Raw genomic sequence first — 22,166 nt, forward strand, 5'->3', positions numbered from 1 at the left:
AAGTAATTATAAGCTTTTTAACGCAAATTTAATAAGCTGTTCTACCGTTAATGGGCCAGTATTTTTGCTAAGCTCCTGATCCAATACCTTCTCGGCAACGTTACGCACAAATCCTAACATAACAAGGGCTGAAAGCGCCTCTTCTTTTACCGTTTTTAACCCTGACACGACTGTCAATGTGTCCGGGCCTTCCTTGCGAAGTTTATCCTGAAGTTCTAAAATAATGCGCTGTGCCGATTTAGGCCCTATCCCTTTTATCCGTTGAATAAGCGGAACATTACCCTGTACTATGGCGTTGCGGATCTCATCGGGGGTGATGGACGACAGCATCATGCGCGCAGTGTTGGGGCCTATGCCTGATATGGAAACCAAGTGCAAAAAAAGCTTGCGCTCGCCCTCATCGGCAAAACCGTACAGGGTGTGCGCATCCTCTTTTACATGTAACCAAACGTATAACTTACACCTTTCCGTATCGCCAACGCGAGAAAAAGTATTTACCGAAATATTGATGTGGTAGCCAACGCCCCCCGCATCAATAACCACATGCGCCGGGCTTTTAAAGGCCAGCTTACCTTCAATATAATCGTACATATATTATTTTGCTTTACGTGCCTTTGGCGATGCTGCCGCACGGCTTTTTTCCTGGGCATCTACCACCGCAATGGTAACCATGTTCACAATTTCGCGTACGCTGCTACCCAATTGCAATACGTGCACCGGTTTTTTCAATCCCAACAAAATGGGACCAACGGCTTCCGCGCCGCCAATTTCCTGCAATAATTTATACGCGATGTTACCCGATGCCAGTCCCGGGAAAATAAGAGTATTGGCCGGCTTACCGTTGAGCGATGAGAACTCGAAGTTATCCTTCAACAACTCGGAGTTGAGCGCAAAGTTGGCCTGCATCTCACCATCCACTATCATGTTGGGGTACCTTTGGTGCAGTATCCTTACCGCTTCGCTGGTTTTTTCGGGGATCTCGCCTTTATTGGAGCCGAAGTTAGAGTAAGATAAAAGCGCTACCCTTGGTTTAGGGATAAAGTACGATACAGCTTTTTCTATCAGCACCGTAATATCTACCAGTTCTTCTACGCTTGGGTTGATGTTTACCGTGGTATCGCCAAAAAACACCGGCCCTTTTTGGGTTATCATGAGGTACATACCGGCAACCCGGTTAACACCCTCATCGGTACCGATGATCTGCAACGCGGGTTTTATCGTATCCGCATAGTTTTTTGTTAAGCCGGAGATCAGTGCATCCGCTTCGCCAAACTGCACCATACAGGCACCGTAGTAATTACGGTCGATGATGGTTTTACGTGCTTCCTGTTTGGTAAGACCGCGGCGCTGGCGTTTCTTAAACAGGAACTCGGTAAATTCCTGTAAACGCGCGCAATCGTCGCGGGTGTCTATCATCTGCACATCGCCAAGGTCCAGTTCGTTCTCGCGCATAATGGCTTTTATCTTCTCGATATTACCTAAAAGAATAGGCGTTGCAATGCCTTCGTCTTTTACAATTTGGGCGGCACGTAATATTTTGTAAGTATCGGCTTCGGCAAATACTACGCGTTTTGGCGCTTGCTTGGCCTTATTGGTAATATCGCGCATCAGTTTGTTGTTGGTGCCCAATCGCGATAGCAACTCTTCGTTATAAGCATCCCAATCGGTAATGCCTTTGCGGGCAACACCGCTCTCCATAGCCGCGCGTGCCACCGCCGACGACACCTCGGTGATCAGTCTCTGATCCATCGGTTTAGGAATGATATAATCCCTGCCGAATTTGAGGTTGGTAATATTGTATGCTAAGTTAACCGCCTCTGGTACTGGCTTTTTAGCCATTTCGGCTATAGCGTGTACCGCTGCAATCTTCATTTCTTCGTTAATGGCGGTTGCCCTTACATCAAGCGCTCCGCGGAAAATGTAAGGGAAACCCAATACGTTGTTCACCTGGTTAGGGAAATCAGAACGGCCGGTAGCCATAATAATATCCTTACGGGCGGCAACTGCCAAATCGTAGCTGATCTCGGGCTCGGGGTTGGCCATGGCAAATACCACAGGGTTTTTAGCCATGCTCACCAGCATTGCCGGGGTAACCACGTTACCTGCCGAAAGGCCCACAAATACGTCGGCATTCTTCATGGCATCGGCAAGGGTTTTAACATCCTTACGCTCGGTGGCAAACTCCATGCGGATGTCGTCCAGGTCGGTACGGCTGGTATCCAGCACGCCGTTGATATCAAACATCACCAGGTTTTCTTTCTTCACCCCAAGCGACAGGTACATTTTTGAGCAGGAAACAGCTGCGGCACCCGCGCCATTCACTACCATTTTTATCTTATCCAGTTTTTTACCCTGGATCTCGCAGGCGTTCATTAAAGCCGCGCCCGATATGATGGCCGTACCGTGCTGATCGTCGTGCATTACGGGGATCTTCATTTCCGCCTTTAGCCTGCGCTCTATCTCAAAGCAGGTTGGGGCAGATATATCCTCGAGGTTTATACCGCCGAAGGTTGGCTCCAGCGCTTTTACTATCGTTACAAATTCATCAACCGTTTTTGCATTTATCTCCAGATCGAACACATCGATATCGGCATAAATTTTAAACAGCAGGCCTTTCCCCTCCATTACCGGTTTACTGGCCTCAGGGCCAATATTGCCCAGACCAAGTACCGCTGTACCATTGCTGATAACAGCTACCAGATTGCCTTTAGCGGTGTATTTATATACATCATCCACGTTTTCGGCTATAGCGCGGCAAGGCTCTGCAACACCCGGCGAGTAAGCTAAAGTTAAATCTCGTTGAGAATTGGTGGGCTTGGTTGGCACTACCTGTATTTTACCCGGGCGGCCTTTGGAGTGGTAATTTAAGGCGTCTTGTTTACGATTTTGTTTATTCATCTTCTCTAATTCAAGCCCTCAAAATTACGATTACTTTTTTTGAAAGCTGGTAATAAAAAAGGCCGGGTTTCGAAATACATCGAAACCCGGCCACTATTGTATATTCTTTATCCCCTGTTTAGGTTAACAGTAAGCCCGGCAACCAGGGGTATGTTTTTATTATTGCCCAATTGTTTATTCCAGGCCATCAGGTCTTCTACCTTAAGCCCATATTTTGCGGCTATAGTTGCCAGGGTATCGCCTTTTACCGTTGTATGGTATTGGGGCATATTAGCCATGGGCACTATTGTACCGGTTTGGGCAGCCGCGTTTTGAACTCCCGGCGATACCGCCGCTGCAACTGCACCTGACCTTGTCTTTACTGGCGGTGCTACGTAAACAGGCCGGTACGCTGGTATCACATAATTAGGGTTATCTACTGCCTGCGCTAAAATGGTAAAACGGTCTTTACGGTTACGCGGTACCAAAATCCTGCGCGGCGCGGCAGACGAGCCGTTAACGATGAGCATCCGATAACTTGGGTTGAGGGTAACTACATCCTTCAGGTCCATCCCCAAAGCGGTGGCTATCCGGCTCATGGGCACTAAGCGGTTCACGCTAACTGTATCGTTTTCCATCGGGATATCCGTGGGCTGAGGGTAAATACCGTGGCGCTTGTAATAATTCATGGCGTAGGTAATAGCAATATAAGCCGGTACATAGCCGCGCGTTTCGGCTGGTAATAACTGGCGGATAGACCAGTAATCGGTGGCGCCAGTTTTGGCAAGGGCATTCTCCACATTGCTTTTTCCGCAGTTGTATGATGCTATGGCCAGCAGCCAGTCGCCAAATTGCTGATAGGCATCGCGCAGGTAAGCAGCAGCTGCCTGGCTGGATTGCACGGGGTCGCGGCGCTCATCCACATAGTCGTTCATTTTCAGGTGGTAGATCTTCGCCGTTTCAGACATGAACTGCCATGGACCGGCAGCACCCACTCGCGATACCGCATTCGGGTTCAGGGCCGATTCTACTATCGAAAGGTATTTGATCTCTTCGGGCACCCCCGCGTCGCGGAAAGCCTTTTCGTAAATGGGGAAGTAATATTTGGAGAGGCCCAGGAAACGGCCTATCTCATCGCGGCGGCTCATATAAACATCTATATAACCCTGCACGTAGCCGTTATAATCCAGCGGCACATCCTTTTGGATAGAATCCAGCCGGCGCTTAAAAATAACATCCTGGTATTTGGAAACCGCTACCTCTTTTACAGGCAGCAGCGCAGCAGTATCTGCATTGAACGATTGAGCATACAAACTATCCGCATTCATTAGCTGCAGTGCTGCCACGCAGATAATAAACGTAAAGAATTTCTTCATAAATTAGGTTATACCCGGCAGAAGAGGCCGCCGGAAAATTATTTACTAATGTATAAACTTTCTATAGCTGCAGGAAATATTCAGAGAAATTCAACAGTTCTTCCTCGGCAAAACCCTTGCCTAATAGCTGCAAACCTAACGGCAAACCCTTACTGTTATTGCCTGTAGGCAGCGAGATGGCGGGCAAACCGGCCAGCGATGCCTGTACTGTAAAAATGTCGTACAGGTAGGTTACCACCGGGTCCTTTTCCTTTTTTCCTATCGGGAAAGCAGGTTCGGGAGCGGTTGGGGTGAGCAGGAAATCATACTCCTCCAAAATCTTATTAGTTTGATCTTTGATGAGCCTGCGTACTTTTTGGGCCTTGGCGTAATAGGCATCGTAGTAACCTGCACTTAAAACAAATGTGCCCAGCATAATGCGGCGTTTTACTTCTTTGCCAAACCCTTCCGAACGGGAAAGCTTATAAGTGGAGGTAAGATCGGTCGCGTTGGGGCTGCGGTAGCCGTAGTGCACTCCATCGTAACGTGCCAGGTTGCTGGATGCCTCGGCCATGGCCAGAATGTAGTATGCAGGTACCAGGTATTCTAAATATTCAAAGGAAATGGCTTTCACCACATGCCCGTCTGCCCTTAGTTTTTCTATGGAGTTGATGAGCGTATTTTTCACATCGGCATCCACACCGGGGCTGGATAATGCTTCCTGTAAATAGGCGATCTTCTTTTTGCCGGTATCTTTGGTATGGGCATTGGCCTTTGGGACAGGCTTTTGCGACAATGTGCCGTCAAACTCATCGGCGCCGGCCATTATTTCGAAAAGTAAGGCGGCGTCGTCAACCGATTTGGTGAGCGTGCCCACCTGGTCGAACGAGGAAGCATAGGAGATGATCCCGTGCCTGGAGATCCGTCCGTAGGATGGCTTAAAGCCCACTACCCCGCAAAACGACGCGGGCTGCCTAACCGAACCACCCGTATCGGTACCTATCGCGGCATGGCACATGCCAGCCTGCACGGCCACTGCCGAACCACCGGATGAACCACCAGAAACCCGTGTTTCGTCGGCAAAGTTTTTTACCGCCCCAAAAAAAGAGTTTTCGTTGGCTGCGCCCATGGCAAATTCATCGCAATTGCACCGGCCAATGATGATGGCATCTTCGGCTAATAAACGCTCTACAATAGTTGATGAATAAATGGAGGTGAAATTCTCCAGGATGCGCGAAGATGCTGTTACCTTATGATCTTTGTAACAAATATTATCCTTTATAGCGATAACCATACCGGCCAGTTTACCGGCGGTACCGTTTTTTATGCGCGCGTCAACAGTTTTGGCCGAAGCAAGCGCTTCCTGGTCAAAAACCTCGTTAAAAACATTTAAACGGGCATTTGCCTTGATCTGCTGCAAGTAACCTTTTACCAGGCTTTCGGCTGTAACCGTTCCGTTTTGTAACCCTCTCTTAATATCCTTGTAAGAGGAAAAATCTTTAGACATGGGGCCTAAAATAAAAAACTTATCCGTCGAAGCATAACTATTTCAACAGATAAGTTTTATAAGTTTAAACAGCTACAATGCTGCCCAATAAGAAACCGGCAATTATAACTTCGATTTTTCTTCTGAAGCTGTAGTATTTTCGCCGTTCTGCGCGTCTTTAAATTCTTTTACGCCTTTACCCAAACCTTTCATCAGTTCAGGAATTTTTTTACCGCCAAATAATATTAGTATTGCGATAATGATCAGAATAATTTCTGGTGCGCCTAATCCCATTTTCTTAAGTTTTTATGTATGTTAATTTTTTTGTGTTATTTATATTCTTCTTCGATAGTCTTTTTCTCGGGCTCTTCGCTCTTGCTCAGGTTAATGGATGAACCGTTTGCGCTGCCTGTTACGGGATGTTTTAATTCCGGCTCGCTTTCATAAGTTTCCGGTGCCTCTGGGTTGCCCAGTTCGGTAGGCTCTTCAACGGCATCGGTAGCAGCCTGGCCTTCAAATGCCGGCAGGGTGCCTTCTACCGGGGTATACTCCGGAGCAACGTACTCGGGGAGTTCCTCTTTAGGCTTATCTTCCAACGACTTTTTGAGGTCGGTCTTCTTATCTTCGTAGTTATTTATCTGGTTGTTTATCTCGCGCTTAACATCGTCAGAAGCATCTTTAAAATCACGGATCCCCTTTCCAAGGCCTCGTGCTATCTCGGGCAATTTCTCACCGCCAAACAGCATCAGCGCCGCAAAAATGATCAACACCATTTCGCCGGTACCTATATTCATGAATAAAAAAACCATGCTCAACATCTTATCTCACAATTAAAGGTTACAAATATATACAATTACAACGCTATAGTTAACACTTTAGTTTGCAGGTGCCAGCCATATGCGCGGGTCCACAAATGTGGTACCCTTGTTCAGGATAAAGTTTACCGACGACTCGCCACTGATCTGGTCTGTTGCTACAGCGCCAATAGTTTGTTTGGTACCCACCTTTTGCCCTACCGAAACATTTACCGACCGCAGGTTGGAGTACGATGTAAAGTATTCGCCATGGTTGATGATAACCAAATAAGTCCCGCTTATGTCCTTCACCATTTTCACCGTGCCTTCGAAGACGGCTCTTACCGGTGCGCCCGCAGCGGCCCTTATCTCGTAGCCGTTGTTATCGTTACGGATACCATCCTCTACATACGTACCAAAGCCATGGATCAGCTGCCCGCTGGCAACAGGCCATGGCAACCGCCCGCGGTTACCCAAAAAGTCGTTTGATAATTTGGCGGCTTCGGGTGTGGCGTTCAGCGCCTCGCTGTCGGTTGTTCGTTTTACTACTATAGGCTTTTTAGTTACGGTAGGTGCCGGTGCATTATTGTTGGCAGCATCGGCCTTGGCTTTGGCTGCCGCTATACGTGCGGCCTCCTCTGCCCTCCTCCTGGCTTCTTCTTCGGCCTTGCGCCTCATTTCCTCTATCTCCCTGCGGATAGCGTTGTTTATTTCGCGGTTGGTTTTCGCAATTTTTTGCTGAACATCCTTTTGCTGCTTCTTAAGCTCACCCTGGTGCTTGCTCAGGTTGGTAATTACTTTTACCTGGTTACTTTTTGCTTTACCTAATTCCGCTCGTTCTTTTTCCTGCTCGGTAAGCAGGTTGCTTTTTTCTTTTTTATCCTTATCCAGCTCGTTAATTTTTACATGCAGTTCTTTTTGTGTGCCCTGTATGTAACCGGCCTGCCGCTCGCGGTAGGTACCAAATTGCTGTAAATATTTTAAACGCCTGTACGCCTGGTTAAAGTCTTTTGACGCAAAAATAAACATCAGCTTATTGTAGGCGCTTTGGTTACGGTAAGCAAACAACACCATACCGGCATATTCTTTTTTTAACTGGTCTAACTGGCTCTGCAGGTTATGTACGGTATTATTGCTCTCAGAGATTTGATTATCTAAATTTCTTACCTCGGAGTTGATATTGGCTATCTTTTCCTGGCGCAGGTTTATTTGTATTTTAAGGTTATTGAGTTGCCTTAACGAAACCTTTTTATTGCTCGCCGTTTCTTCATACTCGCGGTTAAGCTGCTGCAGCTCCTCGGTAAGTTTGTTTTTACGGCGTTTTAATTCGTCGCTGGTTTGCGCAAACACGCTGGTAGCTGTACATACAGCAATAATAATCAGGGCTGCTTTAAAAAATTTCATTCATCAAAAATAGGTTTTTTAATCTGCAGGTTGATAACTTTTTGGAATACTGAAGGGGTACTCTAAAACGCGGTCGAATTCTACCGTTGTATAACGCAAATTGGCCAGTACTTTATTGCCCGGCGCGTTTGAGGTAATATCTATTTGCGATGGTACCACGCGGTTATCGGCCTGTATAAATACCCGGTTGGCCACCTGCAAAGTTTGCCCGGCGCTTTTGTTGGCCAGGTTGGTTTGGGTAACCTTCATATCGGGGCCAAGTAATAGCTTATACACCATACCCTGTAAATCGCCGGTTACGCCGGTATTACTTCCTTCGGGAGTAAATTTTGAGCCCTCGTTCAGCAGTTCGCCTATCGCGTTGCCTACCAATAACGATTGCAGTGTTTTAAAATTGATCTGCCTGCCCGCAAACCTGTGCACATAGCTGAACGGTTTTTTTAAGTACAGATTCTGAAAACGGTTTATCACCAGGATGCTATCCGGCGTTATCAGCGCCCTGGCAACTTCCAGCCCGGCGATGGCAGTGATAGAGATCCAGATTTTTTGGTCGCGGTTTACGCGGATATTAAGGGTGCAATCATTATCATCGTTATTGATAACCAGTTTTGTTTTTGCCTTGCCGCTAAAGGTATTAAAGGTAACCTGTTTGGCACGTATAGCTGCCAGCCGCTCGGCTACATCGTTTGTTTTTACAACAGCCGTATCCTTTGTTGGGCGCTGCACCACCACCAGTTTTTTTGATTTACAGCTTGCCGCTACAATCAATAAAAGTACAAGGGCTATTTTATTCAGAGTATTTCTTCTCATTTATTTTCTTTTCTAATGCCGGCGACGCGCCACCCTGCTTTTTGGCCTTTTCCCAATTTTGCAGGGCACCGTTGGGGTCTCCTGTAAAAAACAAAATATCGCCGTAGTGTTCTGTTTTCACCGCGCTGTCTTCCTTATCATGCGCAAGCGATTTCTCTATCCAAACCTTTGCTTCGGTATAGTTCTTCTGCCTGAACAAGATCCAGGCATAAGTATCTTCAAACGAAGCGGTGTTGGGCTGCAGCTCGGTACTGTGTTTAGACATCGCCGCCGCCTTATCCAGGTTATCGTTCCTTAACGACAAATAGTACGCATAATTGTTCAGCGTAAAACCATTATCGGGGTTGTAACTCAGCGCTTTTTCATAAGCGTCGTCGGAGTTTTTGTTATCACTGATAGAGTGGTAGCAATCGCCCATGGCCGAGTAGCACTGCGATAGCAGGTCCTTATCGTCGGTTTCTAAGCCCGCAGCATTTTTTAAGTACCCGAGGGCTTTGTTATAATTTTTGCTTTGTTGCCAGGCTACGCCCACCAAATAATTCATCCATGCCTGGTTAGGGAAATAGCTCAGCGCGTTCTCGCCATCTTTTATAGCGCCAGCAAAATCGCTTTCGGCCATCTCTATCCGCACCAACTGCTCATGCGCCTGGTACGACTGCGGGTTTAATGCTATCGATTTTTTGTACACAGGTTTTGCTTCGCGAAACTGTTCTGTTTGTACCAGCATATCGCCGTAAATGGCAAAAGCCTTATCGCTATTGGGGTGGGTAACGGCAAGTATGCGGCTAAGATCCAGTACCTGTGTCTTCAACGTCGGGTTGGCCAGCTGCGGAACATAATCCTGTATCACGCGTACCTTTTGTTCTATATCAATATCGGGGTTGGCAAAGGCAATTTTCCGTTCGTTAAAGCTGGCCACCAGGTCTTTTTTATCCTTATACACATCGGCCAGTGCCATGTGCAGCAGGCCATAGCTAAGTCCAGTGTTCTTATCTTTATCAAGCGCGGCAACACCCTTGTTAAGAACCGCTATGGCCTTATCGTTTAACCCATTGGAGTTGTACAGTTCGGCAAGCATCAGGTAATACTTAGCATCGCCGGGGTTGCTCTCCAGCATTTTCTCCAACCCGTCAGATGCTTTATCAACCTTACCTTCTATCAGGTAAATTTTTTGCCGGTTGCTTTGCAGTTCGTCTGTAGGGCCGGTTATGCTTTCTACTTTGTCGTACAGTTTTATGGCTTCATCGTACTTGCGCTGCACCGAATAGATGCTTGCCTTGCCAAAATAGTAGCCGGGCTTATCGGGGTTAAGGCGGATGAGCTGGTCAAAAGCGGAATGGAGTTTTACCAGGTCGTTTGCTTTTTCGTAGCTATCGGCAAGGGCCAGCCAGTACCATTCGTTATCGGGACTTACGGCCGTCGCTTTTTCTAATAAAGGAGCGGCCGCCTGGTAATTGTTCTGCGCTTTTTCCAGGTTGGCCAGTTCATACATCGAGGCATCGTTGTTGGGGTCTATCGCCAGCACCTGCCCAAACAACTCGGTCGCGAGCCTGGTATTATCAATTGTTTTTTGGCGGATGGCCGAGAAGAACAGCTCCTTTACCCGGGTACTATCTGCGGCGCTAAGCTGCCTTAGGGGCGCACCATCGCCATTGCTCCTTTTCTGAGCAAATGCTGTGGTACACAAGCCACCTAACAGTATGATAAATGCCGCTTTCTTCATTACTTAGTTTTTACCGGTATGGCCGTACCCGCCGGCACCACGGGTGGTGTCGCTCAGCGTGTCTACCTCTTCCCATTTTACCTGCTCGTGTTTGGCTACCACCATTTGGGCAATGCGGTCGCCGGTGTTTATTTCAAAATCAACATTAGAAAGATTCACCAGTAGTACTTTTATTTCGCCGCGGTAATCGGCATCAATGGTACCCGGCGAATTTACAATGCCAATACCATGCTTATAGGCCAAACCGCTACGGGGCCGTATTTGGGCTTCATAGCCTTCGGGCAGTTCTATGTAAAGCCCGGTGGAGATCAGCTGGCGCTCCAGTGGTTTTAAAATAACGGGGGCCTCCAGGTCGGCACGCAGATCCATGCCTGCGGCGTGAAGCGTTTCGTAGGCCGGTAAAGTATTTTTCGATCTGTTGATTACCCTGATGTTCATTTGCTAAATATAGCTTTTAGTTCTTTTCGTTCGGTATACAATGCCCCAAGCGCAAATAAAATAAACAGGCCGTTGCTGATAAATATATTGCGCTTGAATACGCTGAATGATAAGTAAACGAGCGCGAGCGATATTATGATATAAGCGAGGTTCTTTTTTAAAAGGTAAGGGATGGGGTAATGCTTTTGCCCCCATAAGTACGAGAGCACCATCATGGTGGTATAAGCGCAAAGCGAGATCCAGGCGGAGGCGATATAACCGTAGTAAGGAATGAAAACAACGTTGAGCACAATGGTTACCAATGCACCGATGCCCGATATGTACAGCCCGTATTTTGTTTGATCCGTCAGTTTATACCAAACTGACAAATTCATGTAAATACCCAAACTTACATAGCCAAAAAGCAGCACCGGTATCACCTTAATGCCCGACCAGTATAACGCCGTTTGCGCGGCATCCTTCCCTTTAATAAAATACTTAAGCAGCTCTATATTGGCTACCAGCGCCACAAATATCATACAAACGGCTATCACAAAATAGTGCATAATGCGGGCGTACGTTTGCGTGGCATTCTTATTTTTTGCGTGGCTAAAAAAGAACGGTTCGGCACCCAGCCTGAAGGCGTTTACAAATATGCTGAGGAACACAGAAATTTTGGAACATGCTGAATAGATGCCTACCTGGGTGGCGCTTTCGTTCAGTGGCAATAAATTACCTAACAGAATTTTATCCAGGTTTTCGTTTACGAGGTAAGAGAAGTTGGCGATAAGCACCGGCCAGCTGTATAGCAACATTTCTGTAAGCAATTCTTTACTGAACCTGGGTCGCAATTTTAAAAACTCGGGCATCAACATTACCGCGGTAATGGAGTTGGCAATAAAATTCGACAGGAACACATAACCTATCCAGCCTTGCTTAAACCAAACCTGTATAAAAGCGGCACCCGGCCAGTTATGCTTAACAATAGCTGGCAACAGGTAAATAAACATGAGGTTTAAGCTTACAAACATCATTACGTTCACAAACTTTAGCATCCCGTACCTACCCGGGCGCCCCTCGGCACGGATCTTGGCGAATGGGATAACCGAAATGGCATCAACCACCAGCGTGCCAATGAAAAATTTGATGAAAAGGATATACTCAGATACCGGGGTAGATGAATCTATGCGGATCCAACTGGCAATCAAACCGGCAAACGGAAAAGTAAGCACTAAAAACAATAAGGATACCGCCAAAACAGCACCAAACGCATTGTTATAAACCGTTTGCTTATCATCGGGCCGTTTATTGAGATACCTGAAAAAGGTGGTTTCCATCCCGAAGGCCAGCAGGGCATTAAGCATGGAGGCGTAGCTATACAGGTTACCAAATATGCCGTATACTTTTGTGGAGAAGGTGCGGGTGTATATCGGCGTCAGGAAAAAACTGAGTACACGGCCGGCAATGGTGCTTAAACCATATACAAAAGTTTGCCCGGCGAATTTTTTTGCGGTTGACAATCAGAGGGAGCTTAAGGTGTACCGAACTATTTTTTTACAACTTCAAAATTACGATAGTTTTTTAATTCGCCATCATGCACTTCCACGCCGGTAACTACGGCATGTTCCGCGCCTTCGTGGCACCATTCTAAAAACATATCCATCATAAAGTCGTCGGCTTCGGCTTCAATAAAAACATCGCCATTGGGCTGGTTGCGTACCAAACCCCGCACGCCAAGCTGATCGGCAACGGCCTTTGCCGCCACCCTAAAAGAAACGCCCTGTACTTTACCTTTTACCGTTATATCGAGATGCTTCATTTGTTAATTTGAAAAAGAGATGATTTGAAAATTTGAAGATTGAAATGGCAACAATTTAAAACCGAGTTTGGTTGTCAAATTACGTGGTTATTTACGACACCTCCGCACTCATTTTCAAATCTTCAAATTACCAAATTTTCAAATTAATCTCTTCACTTTCGTATCGGGCGTAATTTTATTGCCATCGAGGCCGGTGATGAGATTAAGGCCGGGGGTTTTGCCGGGTTCAATAGTTCCTTTGTCGTTGTCTATGCCCAAAAATTTAGCGCCATTGCTGGTGCCCCATTGCAGCAGGGTATCAAAACTTAACGAAGGGATATTTTGCTGCAGGGTGCGCATTTCGCTCAGGATGCAAAGCTTATCGTTTGAGGCCAGGCTATCGGTACCCAGCGTAATATTAAGGCCCTGGTTTACAAAAAGCTCTACTTTGGGCAGGCGCTTCTCTATGTACATGTTGGCATTGGGGCAAAAGCACCAGTTTATCTTCCTATCGAACCGTTTGATAAAATAAATGTCTTTTAAATTGGTGCAGGTATTGTGCACCATCAATATCTTTTGCTTATTGGTGAGCAGCGGTATAATGGATTGTAAAGAATTGCGTGCCTGCGGCCGAAAGTAATCTATATTGATACCGAAGTGCTTATACATATCAATGAAGCCGCCCAGTTTATACCGGTAAAACTTATTTTCGTCCTCGCATTCCTGGTTATGAATGCTCAGCAGGTTGTCGCCGCTATCGCTATGGCGTTTGATCAGCTTAAATAATTCTTTAGATACCGAGTAAGGCGCGTGCGCGGTAATGGATACCGACTGCGGCTTAAACTCCCCGGCTAATGCCAGCGATTTGGCAAACAGGTCTTCGGCACTCTCGGGTAAAAAGCCAAATATCTCCACAAAAGTGTGGTAATACAACTTGCTTTTAGTCTTTAAATCTATCGTAAAATTGCTGTTACTGGTATCGGCTACGGCCACAATGCCATTATCATGCATCTCTGCGTCCGCAGCTTCGGCTGCTGCTATGATGGCTTGCTTTTCGGTGTTCCTGAAATTTTGTACGTCCTTTATAAAACTGATGAGCCCGTTGCCGGGAACAATTTTAGCTTTAAGGTGCGAGAGTTCGGTATGGCAGTGGGTATTTATAAAGCCTGGTACAATTACACCACTGAGGCGCTCTATAGAATCAGGCGGCAGATCAGTGGATTGGTTTTCTGTAATGGAGATTATTTTTCCGGCATCATCAACTGTTACTATTCCATTTTTAATTGGATCGGCACAAACTGGGTAAACGTAATCAGCTATAAAACTTTTCATTCAGTATAAAATGGCATCTTCTAAAAAAAATTAACCCCATCCAATTTTAGTAAATACAATTAACTTTTAGTTATTGTTTTTAACACTATAAAAGAATGACTTTAAAAAGGCATCGGAATTTTTAAATTTAAGTACTTTTGCATTGTGAACGCGAAAAAAGACAAAATTGATATCCGCAGCCTTGACCTTCAGGCACTTCAGGCGCACTTTATCCAAATGGATGAAAAGGCTTTCAGGGCTAAACAGGTGTATGAGTGGCTATGGAAAAAATCATGCTTATCTTTTGATGACATGAGCAATATTTCAAAAGAACTCCGTACTAAACTTGATGAGAAATTTATTATCAATAATGTTAAAATAAATACTTCACAGGTTAGTGCTGATAAAACTATAAAAAATTCTTTTATTTTACACGATACTCACTTAATTGAGGGTGTTTTAATTCCAACCGCCGACAGAATGACCGCCTGCGTGTCATCGCAGGTTGGCTGTAGCCTTACCTGTAAATTTTGCGCCACCGGCTACATGGAACGCAAGCGCAACCTTAACCCCGATGAGATATACGACCAGGTAGTACTGATTGATAAACAGGCCCGCGAAAACTACGGCATCCCGCTATCCAACATTGTGTACATGGGTATGGGCGAGCCTTTGCTTAACTACGCCAACGTAATGAAGTCGATAGAGCGCATCACCTCGCCAGATGGGTTGGGCATGGCGGCCAAACGCATTACGGTATCTACCGCCGGTATTGCCAAAATGATTCGCAAGCTTGGTGATGATGAGGTAAAATTCAATCTCGCCCTCTCGCTGCACGCTGCTAACGACGAGAAGCGCAACACCATTATGCCCATTAACGAGCAAAACTCGCTAAAAGCGCTGGCCGACGCCTTAAAATACTACTTCGCCAAAACCAAGAACCCTGTTACTTACGAGTATATTATTTTTGATGGCGTAAACGATAACGTTCAGGATGCCAAAGAACTTGCCCAGTTTTGCAAGCATATCCCCTGCAAGGTAAATATCATTGAGTATAACCCCATTTCTTTTGCCAGCTACATTAATGCAGGCGAAGACAAGGTAGAAGCCTTTGCCGATTACCTGCGCAGCCAGGGTGTAAATACCAACCTGCGCCGCAGCCGCGGTAAGGATATTGATGCCGCCTGCGGTCAATTGGCTATAAAAGAGAAGGATAAAGCGGTTACAGTAGAAGCGTAATTGTAGAGACGCAATATTTTGCGTCTTCTTTAGGACGGATAACGAACCATGCAATATTGCAAGCAGGAGATGCGAAGTATCGCGTCCCTACAATAAAAAACATTCCCTTATTTTAATAATACGCATTAGCTTTGCTACCTTAAAGCCGTGAACCCATTGCGCCGCTACCTTTCCGATTTTATCTCCCTCATATTCCCCGAGCTTTGCGCGGCTTGCCATGCCAGTTTGGTTGCCGGGGAAGACCTTATTTGTACCGATTGCCTTTACAACCTCCCCTACACCAACTTTCATCAGCAGCCGGATAATATTGTAGCGCAGCAATTTTGGGGGAAACTACCCGTGCAGGCAGCCTACGCACTTTACTTTTTTAATAAAGGCGGCAACGTGCAAAAGATGATGCACCATTTTAAGTACGACAATATGCAGCGCATAGGCAATGTACTGGGCGGGGTGGCGGGCAAGCAACTGGCAGAAAATGAAGTTTTTAAAACTGCAGATTATATTATCCCCGTTCCGCTCCACAAAAAACGCTTAAAAGAACGCGGCTATAACCAAAGCGCCTGCTTTGCAGATGGCCTGGCCGAAAAATTAAACGCGAAAGTAGAAGTCGATAATCTGGTACGTGCTGTAGCTACCAAAACGCAAACGCATAAATCGCGGTTTGCGAGGTTTGAGAATATGCAGGAGGTATTTGCGGTGGCTAACCCCGATAGGTTAATAAACAAGCATGTTTTGTTGGTAGACGATACCGTAACCACGGGCGCAACCTTGGAGGCCTGCGGGATAGAACTGCTTAAAGTACCCGGATTGAAGCTGAGTATAGCTACTATTGCTTACGCCGTCTGAACCGGGATTAAGCGGATTTTTGCGATTTTTTGGATCTTGATTTGCAGGTTGAAAAGCCGGCTTAAAACAAAAAAGCATTCCATCCGAACGCCTCGTATTATTTGGGGCAGCCAAACTTCATCATTCGAAATTCAGCATCGATGTTCGATATTAAAACCACTCACCCACTCTCTATTCACCCCTCACCAAACTATTGTTTCTGATACTTGCTCAGTTTCATGTGCAGGGTGGTTGGGTCGAACGGTTTTAGGATGTAGTCGTTCATGCCAGCATTCTCTATCTGGCCCATCTGGTTGCTCAGCATAGATGCGGTAAGGGCTATGATGGGTAATTTTTGAAAATACGGATCCGTAAAAGTACGGATAATGCCTGCTGCTTCCAGGCCGCCCATTATAGGCATGTGGATATCCATCAGCACCACATCAAAGTTTTTAAAAGCTTCCAGCTTATCTATCGCTTCCTGGCCGTTCTCGGCAAAATCGGCAGTGGCGCCCCATTTTTTAAGAACCTTGTTTATTAACAACCTGTTTATTTGGTTATCATCTACTACCAGTACGTTGATATTTAATCCTGTTTCCACTTTATTACTATTGTTTATGGTTTGGTCATCCAGCTTTTTAAAGGTTATGGTAAACCAAAAAGTTGAACCCTGCCCCAGTATGCTGTCTACATTTATCCTCGAATCGTGCAACTCTATCAGCTTCTTGCTGATAGCTAAGCCCAGGCCGGTTCCGCCATATTCGCGGGTGGTATTTGCTTCCGCCTGCTTAAAAGATTCAAAGATGGTATTTAATTTGTTTTTTGCAATACCTATTCCACTGTCAGATACAGCAAAACGTATCCTTACGGTTTTTTTTGTGTCTTCTATTACCCGCAAATCAATATCAACGCCACCGGTAGCCGTAAATTTAACTGCGTTGCTCACCAAATTTAACAAAATTTGTACCAGCCGTGCCCTGTCGCCAATTACAATAGCCGGGATAGCTTCCTCTATGCTACTTTTAAGGTAGATGCTTTTCTCATGTGCCTTATATTGCATGGATGCCGTAACTCCCTGGATCATATCGCGAACATTTACATGTGCCTTTTCCAGTTCTATATTGCCGGTCTCTATCTTGGTAAAATCCAACACGTCGTTTATCAGCGTCATTAAGTTTTCTGCCGAGAATTTGAGGATGCTGAGGTTCTCCCTTTGCGACTCCAATGGGTTATCATCCAGCAACAGGTGGCTCATTCCTATCACTGCGTTCAACGGGGTGCGGATCTCATGGCTCATTACACCAATGAACATATCCTTGGCACGGCTCAGCTGCTGCGCCTCTTCCTTAGCTGCTATCAGTTCCAGCTCGGCTTTCTTTTTGGCAGTGATATCAATAATTACTTCGATGTATTTATCCACCTTGCCGGCATCGTCGGTAATAACCGAATTGATGACCGAGATCCAAACGGGCTGCCCATCCTTGCGGTAGATAAGCAGGTCTACCTCAAAAGACTGTTTCTTCTCAGATAGTTCCCGCGCTTTGGTGATGATGGAAACATCTGTCAGCTCGCCCTTCAGCGAATCGCCGAGGTGCTTATTCTTCACATCATCCAGCGTATAGCCGGTAATGTATTCAAAGGCATCGTTCACCCATTCTACCTTGCCCTCACTATCATTAATAACCACACCGCTGGTGGTTTTGCTGGCTACAAGCGAGAGCAGGGTTAATTGCACTTCAACCTTTTTACGGCTGGTAATATCAACCATAACACCTATCTGCCGCTCTACGCTCCCAACCTCGTTAAACAGCGGGCTGTTTGATATAAACACCCAGGCGGTAGAACCATCCTTTTTATATATCTTAATTTCTATTTCGTAAGGCTTGTTTTCTTTAACCTTTCGTACTGCTTCTTTGAAAACTTCCAGGTCGGTTTCTTCGCCTATCAGCTTAGTGCCAATGGCTTGCCCTTTTAACTCATCCAGGGTGTAACCGATGATCTTTTCCATGGATTCGTTCATCCAGATGATCTTGCCCTGGGTATCGCGGATCATGATACCGCTCGGCGATTTGCGGGCCGCAAATGATAATATCTCCACTTCCTGCTCGGCACGCTTGCGCAATGTGATGTCGATAATAATGCGGATGTATTTTTCTATCACGCCATCGCTTGCATAAATAACAGAGTTGGTAACCGCTATCCAAATAGGCCGCCCGTCTTTGGTGAGCATAGATAGCTCCACCTCGTACGATTTTTTGTTCCTTATCGCGTCAAGCAGTTCAATTTCAGCGGCATCATCCTTAGGTTTGCCTTTTAAAACTTCGCTCAGGAATTTCCCTTCAACATCGCCTGTATTGTAACCGGTAATGTGCTCAAAAGCGTCGTTCGTCCAAATAACTTTATCGTCGGGGTCGCTTATCACTACGCCGTTCTTTATTTTGCTGGCCACCAGCGAAAGCTGTTCGGTTTGTAGTATTAATTTCTTTTGAAATGTAATATCGCGGCCGCTGCAAAACCATTTACCAGCTTTGTGTACGGCGGTCCAGCTGATCCATTTTATATCGCCGTTACGCGTTACAGTCTGGGTCTCAATTTCGAAGGGTTTTTGCGTTGCCACCGCTTTTTCTATCACGGGCACAAACTGCTCGCGGTTTTGCCCGGCCACGAAACTCCACAAAGATCTGCCTGTAGCCTCGTCGACTGTGTAACCTAAAATATCTAAAATACAGTTGTTTATCAGTTCGATGTTAGAATCGGCACCGGCAATTAAATGGATCTCGGTTGAATTATTAAACAGCGTATAGAAGTCTTTATGAACCGCCAGGCTTTTTTCCAGTTCCATTTTTTGCTTACGCAGCACCAGGTGCGATATCACTTCGCTTGCCAGCACTTTGAGGGCATCCTGCTGTTCAGCGGTAATGTGCCTTACACGGGTATCGAGCACGCATAAGGTACCAATGCGGTAGCCGTCGGGATCTATCAGCGGGGTGCTGGCATAAAACCGCAGGCCGAAATCGCCTTTAACCATCTCCTCATCGCAAAACCCTTCTTTTTTTGTGAGGTCGGGAATAACAACTAAATGATCTTCCTTAATGGTATGCTGGCAAAAGGTATCTTCAATTGGCACCTGCTCAATATCAAGCCCAATAGTCGATTTTATCCATTGCCTGGAATCGTCTATAAACGAGATAAAGGCAATGGGTACCTGGCATATATAGGAGGCCAGGCGGGTAATAGCATCATACTCCTTTTCGGGCAATGTATCTAAGATATCATAGGAATGCAGTGCAGTTATACGCCTGCTTTCCAGTTCCGAAGGGGTATGATGCTCTACGTCCATTTATTAGCCCAGGTGCTTATCGCGGTAAAGCGGATGGTCTTCCATCAGCTTGTGCACCCTTTTACGTACTTTCTTTAAAACAGTTTCGTTTTCGGGGTCATTAATCACCATATCTATCAGCTCTACAATGGTGTCCATGTGTTTCTCTTTTAAGCCGCGGGTGGTTATCGCAGCTGTACCCACACGGATGCCCGAAGTTACAAACGGCGACTTATCATCATAAGGCACCATGTTTTTGTTCGCGGTGATATCTGCGCTTACCAAAGCCTTCTCGGCAGCTTTACCGCTGATGTTTTTATTGCGCAGATCTATCAGCATCAGGTGGTTATCTGTACCGCCCGATATGATATCATACCCACGCTCTACAAACGCCTTGGCCATAGCCGCGCCGTTAAGCTTCACCTGTAAAATGTATTTCATGTAGCTATCGCTCAATGCCTCGCCAAAAGCGATTGCCTTAGCAGCGATGATATGCTCCAGTGGGCCACCCTGTGTACCCGGGAAAACAGCCATATCCAACAAAGCAGACATCATGCGCACTTCGCCTTTTGGTGTTTTTAAACCCCATGGGTTCTCAAAATCTTTACCCAATAGTATCAGACCACCACGCGGACCGCGCAGGGTTTTGTGGGTAGTAGTAGTAACAATATGGCAATGCGGCAGTGGATCTTTTAACAAACCGCGGGCAATTAAACCGGCCGGGTGCGAAATATCGGCAAGCACCAAGGCGCCAACCTCATCTGCAACAGCGCGGATAAACTCATAATCCCAATCGCGCGAGTAAGCCGAAGCACCGCAGATGATCAGTTTTGGTTTTTCGCGCAGGGCAACTTCTTTTAGCTGCTCATAATCTACATAACCGGTATCTTTTTTAACCCCATAAAAATGCGGCTGGTATAATTTACCCGAAAAATTCACGCCGGAGCCATGTGTTAAGTGGCCACCATGAGAAAGGTCGAACCCTAATATTTTATCGCCTGGTTGCAAAACAGCCAGCATCACCGCGGCATTGGCCTGCGCACCGCTATGCGGCTGCACGTTCGCCCACTCGGCATTGAATAACTGTTTAGCGCGGTCGATAGCGATGGTCTCAATTTCATCAACTATTTCGCAGCCGCCATAATAGCGTTTGCCCGGTAAGCCTTCGGCATATTTGTTAGTTGCAACAGAGCCAGCGGCTTCCATCACCTGCTTGCTCACAAAATTTTCTGATGCAATAAGCTCAATGCCTTCTTCCTGGCGCTGCTGCTCTTCATCCAGTAATTTAAATATTAATTTATCTCTTTTCATTGTTGTGTGTAATGCGCGCTAAGTTAGCTATAAAATTAGATTTGAGATATTAGATGTGAGATTTGAGATAAAAAGGGGAGGATTATATTAAATGAGTTGGAAAACGGGGTGGGTTGGAGTTTTATACGCTACCGCAAGCGGCAGCGGGGCCTAAGTTTATTAATATCCGCCACATATACCAAACACTGTTTACTGCGTGTACTCGTACGTTTCATAATCGACATGCTTTCCATCGTTATAAATCGTTTTCGAGGTTAGGGGATAGCCGCCCGCATTATAGGTGTAGGTACGGGTACCGATGCTCACACCTGTACTATTATCCGCAAACAAGGAGTTGTTTATGTTGCCAAGTACTTCGTGTTTCAGGTTTACGGTAGCCAGGTAGTTAAAATGCAGGTTATACCCGGCCACACGGCTAAAGGGGTTCTTTTTATCATCGAAGGTGTGCGTACCATACGGCGGGATTTCGCTACTTAACACATACGCTTTTCCGGTCATGTTGCCCCGTCCATCGTACAAATATTGGGTTGATGATGGGGAGCCATAAGGCATGATCTTGCCGAGCCGCCTTTTTTCGTCGAAGAAAATACTGTAACCATCGCGGTTAGATGTGGCCACTATCCGGTCTTTATAGTAAATGTATTTGTAGGTTACTAAGTAGTTGCCCGCATCCTCTGCAACGCCGGTTACACGGTTAGCAACATCGTAAGTGTACTCGTATACCCAGTTGCCGTTGTTATAATCGTACGAGGTAACCCTGTTTTTGCTGTCGTATTTAAAACGCTCCACCAACAGGCTATAAAACTCCTGCCCGTTTACAATCTCAGCCTGTTTTGTTGTTATGGTTTTCACCAGGGGGATGCTTACCTCCGGCAGTTCTACAGCCACTGCCCCATCCAAAACAAGGTTCTTGTCATCTTCGTTAATAACACCGGCGACTTTAGCACAGGATTGCAGCATTAATGCCAGTACGAAGAATATTACCAGATATTTGATGCTTTTTATCATGACAAGGCTTTAGGATGGTAATTTAACCTTTTTATCTGAAAAGTTATTCAGCTTTTGTATCTGCCCAGAACGGCGCAATTTTGCATAACGGTTACCTTGCACACCTACCGTGTACCCACATCTTCTCTTTGCCCCATAGGAGCTACCTGTTTGTAGAATTTTGCAGAGAAATTAATTGTGCACCTTAGGTGATACCCCCCAGTTTGCAGGTTAGCCAGCCAAATTGGTTTTGGGTAACCCCTAACGGGGCAATTAAATGGTTTATTTATAAGTTACAAACAGGTAGTCCCTAACGGGACATAGAAGTTTTCTTAATTGTAAAAGATTTGGGTACACGGTAGCTTGCATACGGGCCACAAGCGGGGACGTGGCCGTTGCACAACGAGGACTTTGATAACCATAAACTGAGCTATACGGCCTAGGTATACGATTTTAAGAATAGTAAAATTCACCTGCTTTCAAAGGCTCCGATAGGCTTAAAAGTGCCCA

18 protein-coding genes are annotated in these 22,166 nt (G+C 45.9%); 2 read left to right on the top strand and 16 right to left on the bottom strand.

What is annotated here, in order from left to right:
• Positions 1-6 precede the first annotated feature (6 nt).
• From ruvA to ABIX36_RS23750, 13 genes are all read right to left on the bottom strand, one after another.
• On the bottom strand, positions 7-591 hold the full coding sequence (gene ruvA / locus ABIX36_RS23690) for a Holliday junction branch migration protein RuvA (RefSeq protein WP_348084645.1): 585 nt from the start codon (positions 589-591) through the stop codon (positions 7-9).
• 3 nt (positions 592-594) lie between these two features.
• A complete protein-coding gene (locus ABIX36_RS23695) occupies positions 595-2,898 on the bottom strand; it encodes an NADP-dependent malic enzyme (RefSeq protein WP_348084646.1) in 2,304 nt (767 codons plus the stop codon).
• A gap of 107 nt (positions 2,899-3,005) precedes the next feature.
• On the bottom strand, positions 3,006-4,253 hold the full coding sequence (locus tag ABIX36_RS23700; RefSeq protein WP_348084647.1) for a transglycosylase SLT domain-containing protein: 1,248 nt from the start codon (positions 4,251-4,253) through the stop codon (positions 3,006-3,008).
• 61 nt (positions 4,254-4,314) lie between these two features.
• Positions 4,315-5,739, bottom strand: a complete 1,425-nt coding sequence (gene gatA, locus ABIX36_RS23705) for an Asp-tRNA(Asn)/Glu-tRNA(Gln) amidotransferase subunit GatA (protein ID WP_348084648.1) — start codon at positions 5,737-5,739, stop codon at positions 4,315-4,317.
• 102 nt (positions 5,740-5,841) lie between these two features.
• Positions 5,842-6,012, bottom strand: a complete 171-nt coding sequence (tatA, locus tag ABIX36_RS23710; protein ID WP_191190250.1) for a twin-arginine translocase TatA/TatE family subunit — start codon at positions 6,010-6,012, stop codon at positions 5,842-5,844.
• Between the two features lie 35 nt (positions 6,013-6,047).
• On the bottom strand, positions 6,048-6,527 hold the full coding sequence (locus tag ABIX36_RS23715; protein WP_348084649.1) for a twin-arginine translocase TatA/TatE family subunit: 480 nt from the start codon (positions 6,525-6,527) through the stop codon (positions 6,048-6,050).
• A gap of 66 nt (positions 6,528-6,593) precedes the next feature.
• Positions 6,594-7,916 (bottom strand): peptidoglycan DD-metalloendopeptidase family protein, encoded by a 1,323-nt coding sequence (locus ABIX36_RS23720; protein WP_348084650.1) that lies wholly within the window; start codon positions 7,914-7,916, stop codon positions 6,594-6,596.
• A gap of 18 nt (positions 7,917-7,934) precedes the next feature.
• A complete protein-coding gene (locus ABIX36_RS23725; protein WP_348084651.1) occupies positions 7,935-8,726 on the bottom strand; it encodes a DUF4292 domain-containing protein in 792 nt (263 codons plus the stop codon).
• Positions 8,704-10,449, bottom strand: a complete 1,746-nt coding sequence (locus tag ABIX36_RS23730) for a tetratricopeptide repeat protein (protein ID WP_348084652.1) — start codon at positions 10,447-10,449, stop codon at positions 8,704-8,706. Before ABIX36_RS23730 ends, ABIX36_RS23725 begins: the two co-directional genes overlap by 23 nt.
• Before the next feature lie 3 nt (positions 10,450-10,452).
• On the bottom strand, positions 10,453-10,887 hold the full coding sequence (gene dut, locus ABIX36_RS23735; protein ID WP_348084653.1) for a dUTP diphosphatase: 435 nt from the start codon (positions 10,885-10,887) through the stop codon (positions 10,453-10,455).
• A complete protein-coding gene (locus ABIX36_RS23740; protein ID WP_348084654.1) occupies positions 10,884-12,386 on the bottom strand; it encodes an oligosaccharide flippase family protein in 1,503 nt (500 codons plus the stop codon). The genes dut and ABIX36_RS23740 overlap by 4 nt, the downstream gene beginning before the upstream one ends.
• Positions 12,387-12,412: 26 nt before the next feature.
• On the bottom strand, positions 12,413-12,685 hold the full coding sequence (locus tag ABIX36_RS23745) for an acylphosphatase (RefSeq protein WP_348084655.1): 273 nt from the start codon (positions 12,683-12,685) through the stop codon (positions 12,413-12,415).
• A 138-nt stretch (positions 12,686-12,823) separates the two neighbouring features.
• Complete coding sequence (locus tag ABIX36_RS23750) at positions 12,824-13,996, bottom strand: amidohydrolase family protein (protein ID WP_348084656.1); 1,173 nt, start codon at positions 13,994-13,996, stop codon at positions 12,824-12,826.
• 144 nt (positions 13,997-14,140) lie between these two features.
• Here ABIX36_RS23750 and rlmN point away from each other — a divergent pair, with 144 nt between their 5' ends.
• Both rlmN and ABIX36_RS23760 read left to right on the top strand, forming a co-directional pair.
• Positions 14,141-15,214 carry a 23S rRNA (adenine(2503)-C(2))-methyltransferase RlmN gene (gene rlmN / locus ABIX36_RS23755; RefSeq protein WP_348084657.1) on the top strand — a complete coding sequence of 358 codons (1,074 nt, stop codon included), beginning with the start codon at positions 14,141-14,143 and terminating at the stop codon, positions 15,212-15,214.
• A 147-nt stretch (positions 15,215-15,361) separates the two neighbouring features.
• Complete coding sequence (locus tag ABIX36_RS23760; protein WP_348084658.1) at positions 15,362-16,060, top strand: ComF family protein; 699 nt, start codon at positions 15,362-15,364, stop codon at positions 16,058-16,060.
• Positions 16,061-16,250: 190 nt separating this feature from the next.
• On the opposite strand, the gene ABIX36_RS23765 is transcribed toward ABIX36_RS23760, so the two are convergent.
• The 3 genes from ABIX36_RS23765 to ABIX36_RS23775 form a co-directional block, all read right to left on the bottom strand.
• On the bottom strand, positions 16,251-19,379 hold the full coding sequence (locus ABIX36_RS23765) for a PAS domain-containing protein (protein ID WP_348084659.1): 3,129 nt from the start codon (positions 19,377-19,379) through the stop codon (positions 16,251-16,253).
• Between the two features lie 3 nt (positions 19,380-19,382).
• Positions 19,383-20,669, bottom strand: a complete 1,287-nt coding sequence (gene glyA / locus ABIX36_RS23770) for a serine hydroxymethyltransferase (RefSeq protein ID WP_348084660.1) — start codon at positions 20,667-20,669, stop codon at positions 19,383-19,385.
• Between the two features lie 189 nt (positions 20,670-20,858).
• Entirely contained in the window at positions 20,859-21,677 is an 819-nt protein-coding gene (locus ABIX36_RS23775) for an RHS repeat domain-containing protein (RefSeq protein WP_348084661.1), read from the bottom strand.
• Positions 21,678-22,166 lie beyond the last annotated feature (489 nt).

Origin of the sequence: Mucilaginibacter sp., assembly GCF_039925265.1 — a bacterium.
Lineage (GTDB): Bacteria > Bacteroidota > Bacteroidia > Sphingobacteriales > Sphingobacteriaceae > Mucilaginibacter.